The sequence below is a fragment of the Paenibacillus sp. Paensp38 genome (genome assembly GCF_059491915.1).
The window spans coordinates 5,266,966-5,284,021 of the sequence record NZ_CP168516.1; the positions used below are offsets into that span (position 1 = coordinate 5,266,966).

At 47.1% G+C, this 17,056-nt stretch carries 10 protein-coding genes; 5 read left to right on the plus strand and 5 right to left on the minus strand.

Annotated elements, in window-relative coordinates; genetic code table 11:
- Window positions 1-25 precede the first annotated feature (25 nt).
- Window positions 26-1,567, minus strand: a complete 1,542-nt coding sequence (locus ACEN8J_RS23355; protein ID WP_029518769.1) for a family 43 glycosylhydrolase — start codon at window positions 1,565-1,567, stop codon at window positions 26-28.
- Between the two features lie 344 nt (window positions 1,568-1,911).
- On the opposite strand from ACEN8J_RS23355, the gene hmpA reads away from it, so the two are divergent.
- Complete coding sequence (gene hmpA / locus ACEN8J_RS23360) at window positions 1,912-3,141, plus strand: NO-inducible flavohemoprotein (RefSeq protein ID WP_069012254.1); 1,230 nt, start codon at window positions 1,912-1,914, stop codon at window positions 3,139-3,141.
- 110 nt (window positions 3,142-3,251) lie between these two features.
- Here hmpA and serS read toward each other — a convergent pair whose 3' ends face one another.
- Complete coding sequence (gene serS / locus ACEN8J_RS23365) at window positions 3,252-4,541, minus strand: serine--tRNA ligase (protein WP_495594024.1); 1,290 nt, start codon at window positions 4,539-4,541, stop codon at window positions 3,252-3,254.
- Between the two features lie 523 nt (window positions 4,542-5,064).
- Between serS and ACEN8J_RS23370 the strand changes: the two genes are divergently transcribed.
- The 4 genes from ACEN8J_RS23370 (at window position 5,065) to ACEN8J_RS23385 (ending at window position 12,508) form a co-directional block, all read left to right on the plus strand.
- Window positions 5,065-7,617 carry a DUF2339 domain-containing protein gene (locus tag ACEN8J_RS23370; RefSeq protein ID WP_029518765.1) on the plus strand — a complete coding sequence of 851 codons (2,553 nt, stop codon included), beginning with the start codon at window positions 5,065-5,067 and terminating at the stop codon, window positions 7,615-7,617.
- 162 nt (window positions 7,618-7,779) lie between these two features.
- Window positions 7,780-9,129, plus strand: a complete 1,350-nt coding sequence (locus ACEN8J_RS23375; protein WP_013312591.1) for a sodium-dependent transporter — start codon at window positions 7,780-7,782, stop codon at window positions 9,127-9,129.
- 276 nt (window positions 9,130-9,405) lie between these two features.
- Window positions 9,406-11,364 (plus strand): acyltransferase family protein, encoded by a 1,959-nt coding sequence (locus tag ACEN8J_RS23380; protein WP_495594566.1) that lies wholly within the window; start codon window positions 9,406-9,408, stop codon window positions 11,362-11,364.
- A 196-nt stretch (window positions 11,365-11,560) separates the two neighbouring features.
- Entirely contained in the window at window positions 11,561-12,508 is a 948-nt protein-coding gene (locus ACEN8J_RS23385) for a polysaccharide deacetylase family protein (protein ID WP_495594026.1), read from the plus strand.
- Window positions 12,509-12,588: 80 nt separating this feature from the next.
- Here the strand turns inward: ACEN8J_RS23385 and ACEN8J_RS23390 are convergent, their stop codons facing one another.
- The 3 genes from ACEN8J_RS23390 to ACEN8J_RS23400 all read right to left on the minus strand — a co-directional run bounded on the left by ACEN8J_RS23390 (window position 12,589) and on the right by ACEN8J_RS23400 (window position 16,763).
- Window positions 12,589-13,716 (minus strand): glycoside hydrolase family 88/105 protein, encoded by a 1,128-nt coding sequence (locus tag ACEN8J_RS23390; RefSeq protein ID WP_029518761.1) that lies wholly within the window; start codon window positions 13,714-13,716, stop codon window positions 12,589-12,591.
- 49 nt (window positions 13,717-13,765) lie between these two features.
- Window positions 13,766-15,298 carry an MFS transporter gene (locus ACEN8J_RS23395; RefSeq protein ID WP_069012248.1) on the minus strand — a complete coding sequence of 511 codons (1,533 nt, stop codon included), beginning with the start codon at window positions 15,296-15,298 and terminating at the stop codon, window positions 13,766-13,768.
- Between the two features lie 112 nt (window positions 15,299-15,410).
- Window positions 15,411-16,763: a right-handed parallel beta-helix repeat-containing protein gene (locus tag ACEN8J_RS23400; RefSeq protein ID WP_165145725.1), complete on the minus strand. Its 1,353-nt coding sequence runs from the start codon at window positions 16,761-16,763 to the stop codon at window positions 15,411-15,413.
- Window positions 16,764-17,056 lie beyond the last annotated feature (293 nt).

Consider the following 17,056-nt stretch of genomic DNA (forward strand, 5'->3'; position numbering starts at 1 on the left):
GTCATGTTCTTTTTAATGAAGCAAGTTAATTGCCAAGCAATCTGACTTCATGCACTGTCGGGGTATACCAGTTGTTCGGATTATTGAATAGCACTGCATTTACAAGGTTGATTCGCACGTAGCGAGCTTGAAAATTGACTTTGTCACAGGTAAAACCATATGTGGTATTACCTGTGCGATCAATCGTGGAGTAGTTGACTCCATCCATGCTGTATTCAATTTTGTATTTGTAATACGCTTCAGATCCTTTGTACATAAACCATGAAATACCCACTTCGCGGATGGTCTTGGAACTGCCCAAATCGACCTGCCACCATGCAGGCCAGGATGCGGAAGTAGCCTTCCACGAGGTTTGGGCGTTGCCATCGTTCGCCAGTGAAGCTGGAGAACCGGATGCGGCTGAGCTAGCAGTCGCTGTTTTGCCCTGTGCATGATTCACAAGGGACGGTAGAATTACTGCGCCTGTCGCAGCATCCAGATCCCAGCTACTGTACCAGTTCAGGGTTGCTGTTTTGTTGGCGTCATTCAGAGTTAGTGGCAACCAGATGAATTTGTGGTCGCTCAGATTGAGCGGGTTCCAGCGGTCGCCCATATAGATGTAGCTGGTTCCCGCGCTACCCGTAACCGTGGCGATGGAGTGGATTTGCGATCCATAAGCCGCCGGATCACCGAAGGGCGATAGAGCAGACCAGCTTCCCGTCATGGAACTGGCGGTTGCGTAAGCGCCCTGATTCGGATACCAGCCGGATGCCTGCGAGGTGAACAGGTAGTAGGTGTTGTTCTTTTTCACAACAGCAGGAGCTTCGCGATAGCCATTTTCAAAAATCCAGCCAACAAACGACTGCACGCCCGTATAATCAGCTGTCAGCTTGAAGATCGCCATCGTATCGTTGGCGCCGCCATTTTTACGGGAAGCTGTAATAAGGTAGCCGCTACCGTCAGTATCCGTGAACACCGTCATATCACGAGATTCGTAATTCAGCGGGCGAAAGCTGCCTTGGTAGGCAAAATTTCCGTCGGGTGTATCGCTGGTAGCGACGGCTACACGACCTAGGGAGTAGTCCGTGCCATTTTCATAGTGCGCCCATAATACATATTTTCCGGTGGTTTTGTTGTAGATGACTTTGGGACGCTCGATTTTGCTCGAATTTAGCTCAGGGGCGGAATCCTTGGTGAGAATAGTGCTGCGGAAGGACCAATTTTTCAAATCGGTTGAGGTATACACGTTCACTTTTTCAAATTTCCAGTTTTCGGCGTGCTCGCCGTACCAATAATAAGTGGAACCTACTTTTAGGATATTACCGCTGTTCGCCTGAATGGGGTTACCTGCGGTGTCTTTCCAATCCGTTCCGTTCGTAATGGCCGTGCTTGCTGTTGCGCTCAGGGATAGTTCGGCATTGGCGACGTCCAAACCATTCAGCGCCTGGTTCACTTCGGTCCCGTAGGTTGCTTGCGTAACTCCTGTTGTATGGGCATGGGCTGCGTCGGGTTGAAGACCCGCACTGGCCACTGCGAATAGGATACAAATCCATGCGGCTAACCATTTGCTGCTGTGGATCCACTTCACGATATCATCTGCCTCCTTTAACACGGATAGGATGGGCCGGAACGGCTTGTCCGGCACCTCATCTTCGATTTTATCCCAATTGGAAGCGTTTACAAGTGGAATAAATTGAAGTCTTTAGAATGGTGAAACTGTTGTTAGGGGAAAGTACGTTAGTTATATCGGAATTGTTTTTAAATGTGCGTTTTGTCATTGACATTTTCGGATAATTCAAATTTAAAGTGACTAGAATCACATAAACGGTTACTTTAGTTGGGTATACTTGCTTTAAATTGAGGATTAACAAATGGGGCATATGTTGATACATCCTTTGTTGATCTTATTTTGGAGAGAAGAGGGATACAAAGATGCTAAGTGAGCAAACCATTGCAACGATCAAATCGACTGTACCTGTTTTGGAGGTACATGGAACTACAATCACCAAGCGTTTTTACCAGATGATGTTTGAGGCCCATCCCGAGCTTCTCAATATATTCAATCACGCGAATCAGAAGCAAGGACGTCAACAAGGGGCGCTGGCCAATGCTGTATACGCAGCTGCACAGCACATTGACCGTCTGGAGGAAATTATTCCGGTGGTACGTCAGATTGCACATAAGCATCGCAGTTTGGGAATTAAGCCCGAGCATTATCCAATTGTCGGAAAATATCTGCTCGCTGCGATCAAAGACGTACTGGGAGATGCGGCTACAGACGAGATCATTGCCGCATGGGCTGAGGCCTATGGTGTGATCGCTAATGTATTTATAGACATGGAAGCTGAAATGTACAAGGAGGCTGGACAGCAGCAGGGAGGCTGGTCAGACTTTAAGAGCTTTGTTGTGCAGAAAAAGGTTAAGGAAAGCGACCAAATTACGTCCTTTTATTTGGTGCCGCAGGATGGACAGGTGCTGCCTGAATTCGAGCCTGGGCAATATATCAGCTTAAAAATGGAAATTCCGGGCGAACATAATACCCATATTCGTCAATACAGCCTTTCGGATGCACCGGGCCAATCCCACTACCGGATATCTGTAAAGCGCGAGGATGCCGTAGAGTCACGTCCGGCAGGTAAAGTATCCGTATATCTGCATGAGCAGGTACAAGAGGGCGATGTGCTTCAGGTATCTGCACCGGCGGGTGATTTTACGCTGGATCGGGCAGATCGCAGACCTGTCGTGCTGATCAGCGGCGGGGTCGGGCTAACCCCAATGGTCAGTATGCTGGCTTCCTTGGTGAAATCTGCTCCGCATCGGCCTGTCACCTTTGTCCACGCAGCAGTCAACGGAGATAACCATGCTCTGCGCAATGAGGTGGAAAAGCTGGTCGCCACACATGCACAGGCTGCAGTTCGTTGGTGTTACAGCAGACCAACGGAGCAAGATCGGCTGGCACAGGCTTTTCACAAGGAAGGTCGTTTGGATCTGGCCTGGTTGCAATCCGTGATACCGGAACGTAACGCACAATATTACTTTTGCGGCCCTGAGGGATTCATGCAATCGGTATACGGCCTGTTGAAGGAGTGGAATATCCCTGCTTCGGATATCCACTATGAATTCTTTGGCCCTGCCAGCGCTTGGGAAGCAGAAGCACAATGACACAATGAAACATCAAAAAGACGAAGGATATTTGTCCTTCGTCTTTTTTGCGATGATACAATGGGAAATCCTGCTCATGGGGTACTACTTTTCAAAGTGCACTCCTGTTTTCATAACAAGGGAGTACGCAAAAATTCCATACCTCGCGGCATATATGGACGTAAAGCCTCCGGAATACGGATCGAACCGTCCTCTTGCTGGTGATGCTCCAGCAACGGAATCAAAATCCGGGGCGAAGCAACCGCTGTGTTGTTGAGCGTGTAACAATATCGCAGCTTGCCGTCCGCATTACGGTAGCGGATGTTGGAACGACGCGCCTGAAAATCAAGCAGTTGCGACGACGAATGTGTCTCGCCGTAAGCTTGACGGCTAGGCATCCATGTCTCAATGTCCACCTGCTTGTAGGTTTTTTGCGCCATGTCGCCTGTACAGACAGCCATCTTACGGTAGGGCAGTTCCAGCAGTTGAAGCAGGTCCTCCGCATTGCGCGTAATCTCCTGAAACATCTGCTCTGAAGCGTCCAGGCTGGCTTCACAGATGATGACCTGCTCGACCTTGGCAAACTGGTGCACACGATACAGTCCGTGCACATCTCTTCCGGCCGAGCCGACCTCATTGCGGAAGCATACGGACACGGCTGCCAGCCGAATCGGGTCCGTAACATCCACGATCTCACCGCTGTAATACGAGACCAGCGGCACTTCCGAAGTGCCTACAAGCCACTGATCCTCTCCTGTGATGCGGTACGTCTGATCCAGTCCGAGCGGGAAGAAACCAGTGCTGCGCATCGCCTCTGCACGTACCATCAGTGGAACGTCCAGCAACTGGAATCCGCGTTCAGTCAGCAGATCCACCGCAAGCTGCTGCACAGCCCGATGCAATGCAACCCCTGCTCCCGTCAGATAGTAGTTACGGGTACCGGCTGTTTTGACACCCCGAGGGACGTCGATAAGCTTGTGAAGCTCACCAAGCGCCATGTGATCCTTTGGCTCAAATCCGAAGTTCGGAACCGTTCCAACCCTCTCCAGCTCTACATTATCCTCATCTGATCTCCCCCGTGGTGTATCTGGCGATACGATATTAGGCATCAGAAGCAAAAGCTGTTGAAACTGTTCCTCTACTTCCTGTTGCGGGGCTTCCAGAAGATCTAGCTGTCCGTTAATTTCTTTGACCTGATGCTTTGCTCCTTCGGCCTGCTCACTCTTACCAGCATGGATTAGCGCACCGATATCCTGACTACACTGATTTCGCTTCTGGCGAAGCTGTTCCACTTCCTGAAGCAGCTGTTTTCTCCGCTCATCCAGAGTCAACAGCTCTGCGACCGATACTTGTATTCCTTTGCCGTCTGCTGCCGTCTGAACCTGTTCTTGATGCTCTTTGATCCATTTGATATCCAACATGACACCGCACTCCTTTTCGGATAAAAATACAAAAAGCGCCCTCATCCATAAGGGACGAGGAGCGCTTTGATCTCGCGGTGCCACCCAAATTGACCGGACAGCATGACAGATGTCATGACTCTCCAATCCACTTTGCTCCGCTGTAACGGGCGGGTCCGGTTTACTTAGGTACATATCGCCATATCCTACGCTAACGTATGGTCCTTGGCGTAAACGCCTCCGAGTTGGATGCTCTTCACAGGCATAATATCGTTTGCTTTTTTGTTAGTATACTGATTTTCGGCAGGGTAATCAAGGGCATGACTCTGCAACACATCCATGCGGGTTTCATGTTTGCGAAGGGAAAAGGTAGGCTTTATTTCTTATGTATATCCGTCCTGCTTTTTCTGTGATGATGAAACTGGAAGAAAATTCAAGTAAAAGCCCCAATTTAACGCTCAAAATAGGCTATAGTCTCTATAATGCCTTTTTAATTTCATGTAAAATGTAATGATTACCAAAATGGACAGCGATGGAGGAGAACATGGAGGATTTTAAAGATCGTTTACATACGATCCGCCAAGAACAGAACAAGCTGCTCAAGGAGTATCAAACATTAATCGCAGACTATGAAGCCTCAGATATCATTTTGGAGAATGAGGTTCTGCGAAAAAAGTTCGAGGATTATCAGGCTCGCTGCATTCACTTGGAAGAGCGAGTACGACATATTGAGCAGGAAAATGGAAAATTGCGCACTGCGCTGACGGAGCAAATGCTGAGCGAAAAGGCGAATATGATTCGCATTTCGCGTGAAAAGCTGGAGACCTATTTTGCTTCCAGAACCACAGAAGGGGAAAATCGGCTGACATCCTTTGAATATGGGGCTAAAAACCGAGTGGACCAGCTTATTCAGCAAACTACGCATGAGCTTAAAGAAGATCAGGACGAGATCGTCGCCCGATTACGACTGTTCTCAGAGGAGATTCGAGACCGAATCATGGAGCAACGCAGGCGGTTTCAGGAGGCCGAGCGCAAATTGCTTCATCAGACGGCAAGCGAGTTCCAGCAGTTCGGAGAAGAAGAGATCAGCGAAGAAACGATGCAGAAGCGCATGAAGCAAAATCAGTTTGAAATGAAGTTAGGCTTGAACTGGATCAACAAGCTGGGGATTTTGCTCATTATATTGGGTGTGGGAGCCGCATTTAAATACTCATACTCGAACTGGTTTACAGGAAATATGAAGGGCGTTGCCTTCTTTCTGCTAGGAGCGCTGATGCTGGGCGGCGGCGAATGGCTGTACCGCAAGCAGAAGCAGACCTTTGCGCTCGGTATTTTGGGCGGCGGTATTTCTGTACTGTACGGATCGATTTTTTACAGCTACTTTTTGTTAGAAATCATAGGAATGTATACAGGCATAGGCTTGTCCGTACTCGTTACAGTGACCGCTGTGCTACTGTCATTAAGGTATGAATCCCGAACGATATGCTCTTTTGGTTTAGTAGGGGGATATCTTCCGCTCTTTTCCTATATGGCAGCGAACGGGCTGGAAGGGAACGCCGTGTATATCGCCATGGGCTATTTGTTCCTGTTAAACTTGCTGATTCTGCTTGTATCCTTCCGCAAACGGTGGGTCGTCGTGCAATATATCAGCTTTTTGCTTAATACGCCCTTGATGATTGTGCTGGCGTGGTTATCGGAAAGCGCCGTAGCGAGCATGCTGTATGCAGTCATTACATTTGCGATGTACCTCGGGATGACACTGTGGGTGCCGTTCCGTTTAAAAACAAAACTGTCATGGCTGGATTTCTCCCTATTGGCTCTGAATACAGTCGTGAGCTGTTCCGTTCTGTATTCTCTGTTCGGTGATGCAGGCCTGGATGATTATAAAGGCTTGTTGGCTCTCGTCTTTTGCTTGGTGTACGGGGGTCTGGGACAATGGGTCCGTCGATATATTCCAGAGGAGAAACAAACCAAAATATTATTTTATGCGACTTCGTTGACCTTTGCCATCCTTATGATTCCGTTCCAGTTTGGAGTTAGATGGTTATCCATGGGGTGGTTGATTGAAGCGGTTCTTCTTACATTATATGGCCACCGTTACCGGTTGAAGGAATTGGAACGAGCTGGCTGGGGCATTTTATTACTGTGTCTGGGCGCATTCTTTTTCGTCGATTTCCCTATATATCTGTTGTCAGGATTTGAGACGGATTATTTTGGACTCAAATATACGCTCATTACACTGGGAATGTTGGTCGTTACCGTCTTCTATGCGATTGAATTTAGCCGTCCGAATGCTTTCAAAAACAATCGGTTGTACGAAATGCATATCATGCAAGGATTTAAATATGTAGCTTTGGTGAACGTGTATTTCTACCTTTTGTATGAAGCCGGGCATTGGTATAACATCGTTGTATCCGACGAGTTTGCCCATTACACCTTGTACAAAGTATTGTTGTACACCTGCGTATCGCTGGTATTGGCTTATTTCCTGCCTAAAGTGAAGCTGCTGTACGATCGGGTGATTAAATACTACAGCTTGGCGTTGTACGTCATAGGCTATGCGCTGGCACTGGTGGCCACCGTAGCGATTCCAACTTTGCATGAAAATTATGCGCAAAATACGGCTGCTGATTATGTGGCGTTGGTGGTACTTGCAGCCTTTAATGTGCTGGTATTCTTCAGCAGTAGGGATTTCCTGAACGCACTGATGACCCGACATTATAGAAGTAATGAGCTGTATCCGGTCATTATGGGTGTATATTTGCTGGGCATCATAACCGCCTTCCTCGGAGTTCAGTTCCGCCTGGGGGATGCTGGTCTTGTGTTCAGTCTGGTGTATTTACTGCTGGCCATTTTGTATATTGTATACGGCTTCCTCAAGCGAGTGGTCTACATTCGCAGATTTGGATTGGGCTTGACCTTGCTGTCGACAGGTAAGCTGCTGTTGTATGATCTGCATCTATTAACGACAGGAAGTACGATTGTAGCCTACTTCTCTTTTGGTGTTGTACTGTTGGCGATTTCGTATATTTATCAAAAAGTATCTAATCGCATGGGAGAGACCATAATAAAGAAGGATGTTGAAGAAAATATGTAGTTTTCTGTTGTATTTTGTAGATACCGAACATTATGAAAATAAATCCGGTAATAGTGAAAAATTATGCATGACCTTACATCCTACTTACGCTATAATGAGTAAAAATTATTTATGTACGCATGCTCATGTTTATGCGTAAGTAGAGAGAATGAGGGGGATATAATGAATTTGAGCAAGGGGCAGAATAGCCTGTCTGATAAAAATGAACGCTTCTCGTCAGCTGGATTTATATTGGCGGCGATCGGAAGTGCGGCAGGACTAGGTAATATTTGGAAATTTCCGTATATTACAGGACAATATGGCGGAGCTGCATTTTTCTTATTGTTTATTGTCTGCCTGTTGCTTGTTGGTTTGCCTGTACTTTTAGCAGAGCTTGCGCTTGGTCGTGCAGGTCGAGGAAGTGCTGCTTCTGCAATGGTAAAAGTAGGCGGTCATCCGATTTGGGGCAAGATGAGCATCATGTTTGTTATCGTGCCGTTTGTTATCTTGTCGTTCTATGCCATTGTAGGAGGCTGGACACTGCATTATGCCGTAGAGGCATTTAGCGGAAATCTGTTTTCAAATAATGATTTTGCTGGACAGTTCGCTTCTTTTTCCTCCGGCTATGCGCCGTTGGTTTGGCTGTTAGTTGTTTTTGCATTTACAGCAGTCGTGGTTACGCTTGGGGTATCGAACGGGATTGAAAAGTTTAATAAAATTTTGATTCCTGCCAAGGTCATCCTGCTGCTCGTGTTGATGATTAACGCTCTTATGCTGCCAGGCTCTGGTGCGGGCGTATCCTTCTTTCTGAATCCTGACTTCTCTAAGCTAAGTATAGAGTCTGCATTGGTTGCTTTGGGACATGCCTTCTTCTCACTCTCACTGGGGATGGGGATTATGATCACGTACGGTGCATATGTGGATCGCCGTCAATCCCTGGGTGGAGCCATGCTGGCCGTTGGTGGTGGAGATTTAATCTATGCGTTTATCGCAGGTATGATTATTTTCCCTACAACCTTCTCCTTCGGAATTAATCCAGCTCAAGGACCATCGCTGGTTTTCATTGCTTTACCGGCTGCATTCTCGGCAATGCCTTTTGGTGCATTCTTCGGCGGTTTGTTCTTCGTACTGCTGGCGGTTGCTGCGTTAGGTTCTATGGTATCCTTGCTGGAAGTTCCAGTAGCCTATGTCATGGAGCGTATGCGTTGGAGCCGGGTTCGCTCCGTTATCGTCGTATCGGTCCTGTGCTTGATGCTGGGCGTCCCTTCTGCATTGTCCATGGGGCTGGTGCCAGAGTTAAAAGTGGGGGATAAATCATTCTTTGATTTCGTAGATTTCACTGCGTCCAACATCTTCTTACCGTTAGGCGGTTTGTTGATTGTTATATTCACAGGTTACTACTGGAAGACTGCGGCTGAGCATGCGAACATCAAACCCTTCTGGTTCAATGTTTGGTTATTCGGTCTTCGGTATGTTGCACCGATCCTGATGTTGTTGGTCTTCCTTCATACCTCAGGTATCATCAAATTTTAAGAGAATAGAATCCGAATAAAGAGGCATTTTCTTCCTAAGGGAAGAGATGCCTTTTTTTGTATATCTATCAGTGGTTACCTAACTGTGGAAAGGAATGATATAATAAAAACATTGTCATTAATTTTAACTTCAATGAAATCATTACGATTATGAAGTTTTATATAATGAATGAAAAGGCTACAAGGCATCGCACAGACGATGTGCAGGAGAGGGAAAGGGCAGAAGAGCATTGAAACAGACAGGGAGCTTGAATTTGCAAGAAGGACGGCGGCTGAAATGAAGTCTAATCGGTTGTCGTCACAACGTCGTTATATGCCAGGTTTGGATGGTTTAAGAGCGCTGGCGGTCATCGCAGTCATTGTGTATCATCTGAATCCGGATTGGTTGCCGGGTGGTTTGTTGGGTGTAGGCGTGTTTTTTACGTTGTCGGGGTATCTGATTACAGATATTTTGGTTAGTCAGTGGGATACATATCATAGTTTTAAAATGAAAGATTTCTGGCTGCGTCGTGCCAGAAGGTTGCTGCCTGCCATGTTGACGGTTGTGGCTGTCATCGTCCTGTGCTCGTTGCTCTTCGATCCGTCACGGCTAACGGCCTTGCGCGGAGATGTTCCTGCCGCATTGGTGTATATGAGTAATTGGTGGTTTATTTTCCATCAGGTTTCGTATTTTGAAAGTTTCGGCCCCCCTTCTCCGCTTGGGCATCTGTGGTCACTGGCGGTGGAGGAGCAGTTTTATATCCTGTGGCCTTTACTGCTGGCGCTCGGGCTAAAATTCATGCCCAAGCGTATTGTGCTTGCAGGCTGGGTGACTTGTCTGGCGTTAATATCTGCGCTCCTGATGGCCGTGATTTACGTACCGGGAAGCGACCCGAGCCGGGTGTATTACGGCACGGATACGCGTGGATTTGCTTTACTAATTGGTGCAGCGCTGGCCTTGGTGTGGCCAAGCGGCAAGCTGAAAGAGCAAGCTTCTGCTAAGGCGCGTATGCTTCTGGACAGCATCGGTGCGATAAGCTTGCTACTGCTTTGTCACTGGGCGTGGGCCTCGAATGAATACGACCCATCTCTGTACCGGGGCGGCCTGCTGGGCATAGCCTTGGTCACTGCTATTGTGGTCGCAGCGTTGGCTCATCCGGTAAGCCACCTTGGTCGTCTCCTTGGAATCAAGCCGCTACGCTGGATTGGAGCCCGTTCCTACGGTCTGTATCTGTGGCATTTTCCGGTTATTACGCTAACGACGCCTCAAGTAGATACCGATGGCGTACATGTGACGCGTATCATTTTACAATTGCTAGCTACCGTATTGCTGGCGTCTCTCTCGTTTAAATATATCGAGGAGCCCATTCGCCATGGAGGATTCCGCCACTGGATTACAGAAATCCGTTCAGCGGTTCGTAGACAGGCGCGGTGGAGATGGATGCCTACAACTACAGCGGCTGTGCTTTTTGCGGGTATTCTCATGGGTACCGTCCACCTGTACGTTGCTTCTCCTGATGCAACGATTCAGGCGGCATCAAGTGATGAGAAGCCAGTCGCAAAGGCAAAGGCGATGCCGCCACTTCACAGAACGGTATCCGTGGCTTCCAAGGAGCCCCAAGCCACCAAGCTGCAAGGATCCGAGGGCAGCAAGGCGCAGACCCCAGCCCTGTCTCAAGCCCAGACGCCTAAAAACACGGCGGTCCAGGTGGGTACTACGGATGATGTTACGAAACCGTCGGAACCTTCGGACAAACCCAAAGAAGATACGCCTATGACAGGTGATGGGTCGAGTGTGACCGCCATTGGAGACTCTGTCATGTTAGATGTACAGTCGTACCTTCAGGAATCCTTCCCGGGAGCTGTTGTAGATGGGCGGATCGGTCGTCAGATGGCCGAAGCGCCTGCCGTACTGGAGCAGCTAAGACAGAACGGACAGCTAGGTAAGACAGTTATCATTGAGCTGGGCACGAACGGCGCTTTCACCAAGGATCAGTTGGCGAATTTGCTCGCCAGTCTGAAGGATACGAAGCGTATTATACTCGTGAATACCCGTGTGCCTCGGCCATGGGAGAGTATTGTGAACAAGCATCTTGCCGAAGCTGCATCCCAAGACCCACGAATTACAATGATTGACTGGTATGCAGCAAGCTCTGGTAAAAATTCATATTTCGAGCATGACGGAGTACATTTAAAACCTAAAGGTGCTAAAGCTTATGCGTCCTTGTTAGCTCAGGTCCTAACGAAACAATCGTAATAAACTGCAATGATACTCGTAATTATGCAAATGCAAGACAAGAAAGCCACCGGGAGTAGGTTGTCCTCTGGTTGAAGTGCATCCCTAAATTTTCACCGGCTTAAACCTAAGGGTTTTTCCAATGTCCATTCTAAGGTGTGTACATCCACCCTGATCCGGTGGTTTTTCTTATTTTAGTGTGGAGGTACATAAGCTAATGGAAAAGGGCTATTCACATAGTAGAACAAGTGAGCACCGCTTGAAGAGGAACAGAAGAAGGCTGATACTGATTGCTATTATATTATTTGTGGCAGGTTGCATTACTTTCATTGCGATAAAGGTTTCGGATAGTAAGCCACACGCGCCAACCCAGGAGCTTGCTAAAAAAATGGATTCCGGATCATCAAACGTTAAATCCAGCGCAGGGGCAAAGGGTAAAGCGGCCTCTCCAAAAAACGATCCCGATGTAGAAGACGGTGCCTTTGTTGAAAAATATTTAAATCAGCAAATGCTAGGACAAATGCCCGATGGAGCTGATGGTAAAAAAGTGGCCTACTTATCCTTTGATGACGGACCATCCGTGACGGTCACACCTCAGATATTGGATATTCTGAAAAAGCAGAAGGTCAAGGCAACTTTTTTTATTGTAGGTAAAGAAGCCAATGAAAATGAGCATACCAGGAACCTTATCAAAAGGATTGTTAAAGAGGGTCACGCGATAGGAAACCATACGTACTCACATAATTATAAATATTTATATCCGAACAGACGAGTAAATACGGATCATGTTATGCAGGAGATCGAGAAGAACAATCAGGTTCTAAAAAGTATTCTGGGGCCAGAATTCTCCACCAGAATGATCCGCTTCCCTGGGGGGCACATGACATGGAACAGAAGAGATCCACAGGGAATGGCTGCTCTGGATAAGGTTTTGCGTCAAAAGGATTACCATCAGGTGGACTGGAATGTATTAACGAAGGATGCAGAGGGAAGATCCAAGAAAGCACCGGCACTAATCAACCAGTTTATAAGGTCAGTCAAAGGTCGAGAAAAAGCAATTATACTCATGCATGACACCTATGGTAAAGAAGAAACAGCCAAAGCATTGCCGCAAATCATAGAATATCTGAAGAAACAGGGATATGAATTTAAAGTTATGAAGTAAGTAAGATAGGCATAAATGAGGAAAGGACGGGGCTGATGGCCACCGTCCTTTTTGCTATTAAGGTATATCGTTCGCGTATTTTAGATGCGTTCTGCTTCACCCATCGCCTGAATGAAAGCTCCGATACCTTTGGGGTCGTTGGTTATAATCGGCTCACTGATATAGTAAGCGAAGGTACCGTCCCGACGATCTTTACCACCCAAACCGCTTACTTGCACCGTTTTGTTCAGATTCACGAGTCCTTCTTCAGTGATCGTGATAAATTCATCGATAATACCCTTACGGATGATTTCTGCCTCTTGACGATATTGCTCTGGCAGATAGCCTTTGCGAACGCCCTTGGCAATAGCATAGAGAATCATGCAGGAAGCTGAAGCCTCCAGATAGTTGCCTTTCACATGGCCCAGGTTGAGCACTTGATAAAAGACTCCACTTTCTTTATCACGCACTTTCAGCAGGGCTTCCAGTGTTTCCGTCAGCATATCGATCAGGACAGGACGGTCTGCATGATCCTCTGGAATATAGTCCAGCACGTCAACGAGTGCCATAACGAACCAACCCATCGAGCGTCCCCAGAAATTTTTGGAACAGCCTGTTTCCGGGTTGCACCAATGCTGCTCACCCTTCTCATCCCAAGCATGGTAGAGCAGACCCGTTTCAGGATCACGCGTATGCTTGTAGCAAAGCTTGAATTGTAGGGTCACATCGTCAAACTCTGACGGATCTCCGAATTCGCGGATAAATTCAGCGTAGAACGGGGCACCCATGTACAAGCCGTCGAGCCAAATTTGATACGGATAAATTTGCTTATGCCAGAATGCGCCCTCGCTTGTGCGTGGGTGTTTTTCCAACTGACTGCGTAATTGGTAGGCTGCCTTTTTGTATCGTTCATCTCCTGTGGCACGATACAGCGAGAAGAGCAGCTTGCCGTTATTCACGTGGTCAATATTGTACTCATCTACTTTATAGCGCTGAATTACGCCATTATCGTCAACAAAATGATCCATATGTTTTTTTATAAATTCCATGTACTTGGGATCGCCTGTCAGTTCGCCAACCCATTCCAGACCTCTGTAAATCACGCCATGGTCATATTCCCATTTTTCGTAAAATTCCGGGCTCCGTTGTAGAACGGAATCGCTCATACGTACAGCCCAAGAATCTGTTTTTGTAGGGCTGGGGGTTGGTTGTGATGTTGGATTTGCCATGATACAGTCACCTCTTTAGTAAATGTTTAATCTGTAATTGTTATTGTTGTTACATAGATGGAGTGTGTGTCTTAGGGTCAACGGGTTTGTTCTTGAAGCCCACATTATTGTTACCCCAGCACCGATCGTAATGGAAACCTGTCAGTTCCTCGAATACCTTCCGGGCTTCCGGTTTAGCTGATTTCATGGAACCACCGTTTTTGAGGCGGTCAATTTCGGCGATTAGCTTCTTGTGGCTGTCAATATCCAGCTTCATCACGACAGAAGCAATCATACCGATGATCGCGAGAACGATGGTACCGACCACGAGTACATAAAAGATGGCGTGCTGAGCAGCGACGGGCTGACTATCAGCCCCGGATACAAAGCCAAAGTGCTGTAACACCCAGCCGAGAATGAAGACGACAACGGCCCGCACCATTTTTCCGGCAAAAGTCATCATACCTGCATAAATTCCTTCCCGTCGACGGCCAGTCAACGCTTCATCCACATCGGCAAGGAACGTATATTGATTCCAAGGGATATAGTAGACGCCCCCTGTACCAAGTCCCATGAACAGTGTGATGACATATAGCCATACCATCGTATTAGAGGCTCCCGTTATATAGAGCAGGCCATAGCCTGCTACGCTAAAGCAAACGACAACGAGTGCAGCGATGAATGGCATACGGAATCCTTTACGCACACAGAATTGGATGAAGAAATAGGTAGAAATCAATTGAATGACAGAGTTAAAGCTATTCAGATTGGACACCATCTCCGAGCTTTGAAACAAGGAGAAGACAATAAAGTACGTAAAAGCAGAAGTAAACAGCCACTCAGCTGAAAAGCCGCCCAGGTACATCCCGAGATGATGACGGAACGTCTTGACCCGGAAGGTAGAGGAAATGTCGATAAACAACTTTTTCATCGAATCTATAAAGGAAAGCGGAGCTTCACCTTCCAGTTCCTTTTGCAGTTCCTCACTTGGACGTTCCCAGGAGTTTTTGTACAAGAATGCCATCGCAATCAGCAAAATAGCTGCAAAAACGAGACCGGTATAAAAGAAAGGCAATGGAGAGTCTTTGCCATACTCGGCAATAAAGCGACCAGGGATAAAAGCGGCGGCAAAATTGGCAATTTTGCCAAACATGGCCTTCCATCCAGTTAATCTGGAGCGTGCGCCGAAGTCGCGGGTCATCTCTGACGCTAGTGCTTCATACGGCACCATGACTGAGGTATACACCAGTTCAAACAGCACGTACGTACTCAGGTAATACCAGAAGCCCAACCCATCTACCCAAAGCATCGGATACACGAGCATCAGCGGGATACCCATCATGATGAAAAAGCGTCGTCTGCCGAATTTACGGCCCAAGCGGGTCCGGTGAAAGTTATCGCTGATAAAGCCCATGACCGGATTGCTGACTGCATCTATGATGCTAGCAACAGAGAAAATGGCCGCGGCCTGAACGGGAGACAGTCCGCAAAAGGTTGTATAAAAGTACATTAACCATGCACCGCTAATCGCAAGTGCGCCACTTCCCAGCATGTTACCGCTTCCATAGGCGAGTGTATGTTTCAGTGTGATTCTTCGTTCCATGATCTGTTCACCTCATATTTTGTCTGGTTATGAGGACAATCACCGGTCGCTATATTATGCAGAATTGTCTAAGTTGGTAGATGGGCCAGGGCGTCCTGATTAAGCTGGGCTTTTAACGTGCCCCTATATTTTTTCCGCTCGGAGTACCCGAGCCGATCAGATCGCTCCCTTTGGCCAGCTTAAGGAAATCACCTAGCTGGATGGAACCGTCTGCACCTCGAGTGATAGAAGGCGTGAGACTAACAAAGTCGTCTGCACTGACTACCAGACCTTTGGCATTCGTCGATTTTTTGTTTTTCCACCAAACGCTAGAGTTGTCTTGATCTGTACCGCTTGTTTTGTCACTGGCGCTTCCCTCAAAGGAAAGATTGTTAATGAACACGTGATCACCCTTGTCAAAAGCAAAATTACTTTGTCCATTGTCCCACGAGGTATTATTGGTCAACGTAATGCTGCCGGGGTTGCTATTGTAGGTGAAGCCGTGTTTTTTGTTCTGGAAAGCAATACTGTTTTTCACAATATGGTTGACTTTGATTTTGTCTCCACCCAGCTTAAAGCCATTGCCGTCGCTGTTCGCGGTAGACGTTCCATCTGCGGTCTGCCCGTTGTGGTGGGCCACACTGTTCAGGATGGTTACCTCACCGATAGGGCCTGTTTCTGTTTTGCTATACAAATCCCAACCATCGTCTACGTTGTACGCAGCCAAGCAGTTATCAAACACATTGCCTGATCCTACAGTCAATTTGGCCGCGAAGCCATCGGCATCCTCACCATTATCGGGATCAGCGTTATCATGAGAGTAAGAATTCAAAATCAAATTATTCGAAGGCCACTCACTAGTGGAAGCGTTAGGAGAGTAACGCCCAAGCTGAAGTCCAGTATCCCGGTTGTGGTGGGTTTCCACGTTTTCGATTCGGTTATTGCTACCGCCGATATAGATACCATTATCTCCGGCACCCTTTACTTCAAGGCCCTTTACCAGCCAAAAGTCTCCGTTAAGCTGAAGTCCACGATTGGCTGAACCAAAGGCTTGAGCAGAGAAATCAAGTACCGGCTTTTCACTACCGTAAGCGACCAACCCTTTGAGTGAGCCGTTATTGCCGCTATTTTCACGCTGAATTGTAATCGTTGAGGAGTAGGTGTAGTTGCCACCGCGCAGGTAAATGGTTTTACCAGGAGCAATTTGTGTAAGAGCTGCTTCGAGTGTGGTAGGACTAGATATGGTGCCCGGATTGGACACGTTACCATTTGGCGCCACATACAAATCTCCTGCCGCTAACGTTGTGGAGACGGTGGTTGAGTCAGTTGTACTAACTGCCTCTTCTGTGAGTGCGGAAGAAGGGGTGTCGTTGGGTAACGTATCTGCGTAAGCGGTTCCAATAATACAAGAAGAGGCGAAAACAAAAGAAACACTGAGTCTTAGAGCGTTAAATCCGTTTTTTGGACGATCATTCCGTTTAAACATGTAAATTCCTCCTCATTTGAGTTCTTATTTTAAAAGAAGATAGCATATATAAAAGTGGCTCATGCTGTCTTACCAGTAAAAACAGGACACCTCCTGGGGTGACAGATTGATCTAACCTATGTCTAATACGCTCTATGAAGTATATGCACAGTGTAATATATGTTAACGTTTGCATCAACAGTTTTTTACTGTTTTTTTAATGTTGTGAAAAAAAGTTCACACTTTTGTTTCAACTAAAAATGCACTTTTGTCAGACTGGGAAAATTTGATTATACTTAAACATTATACATATA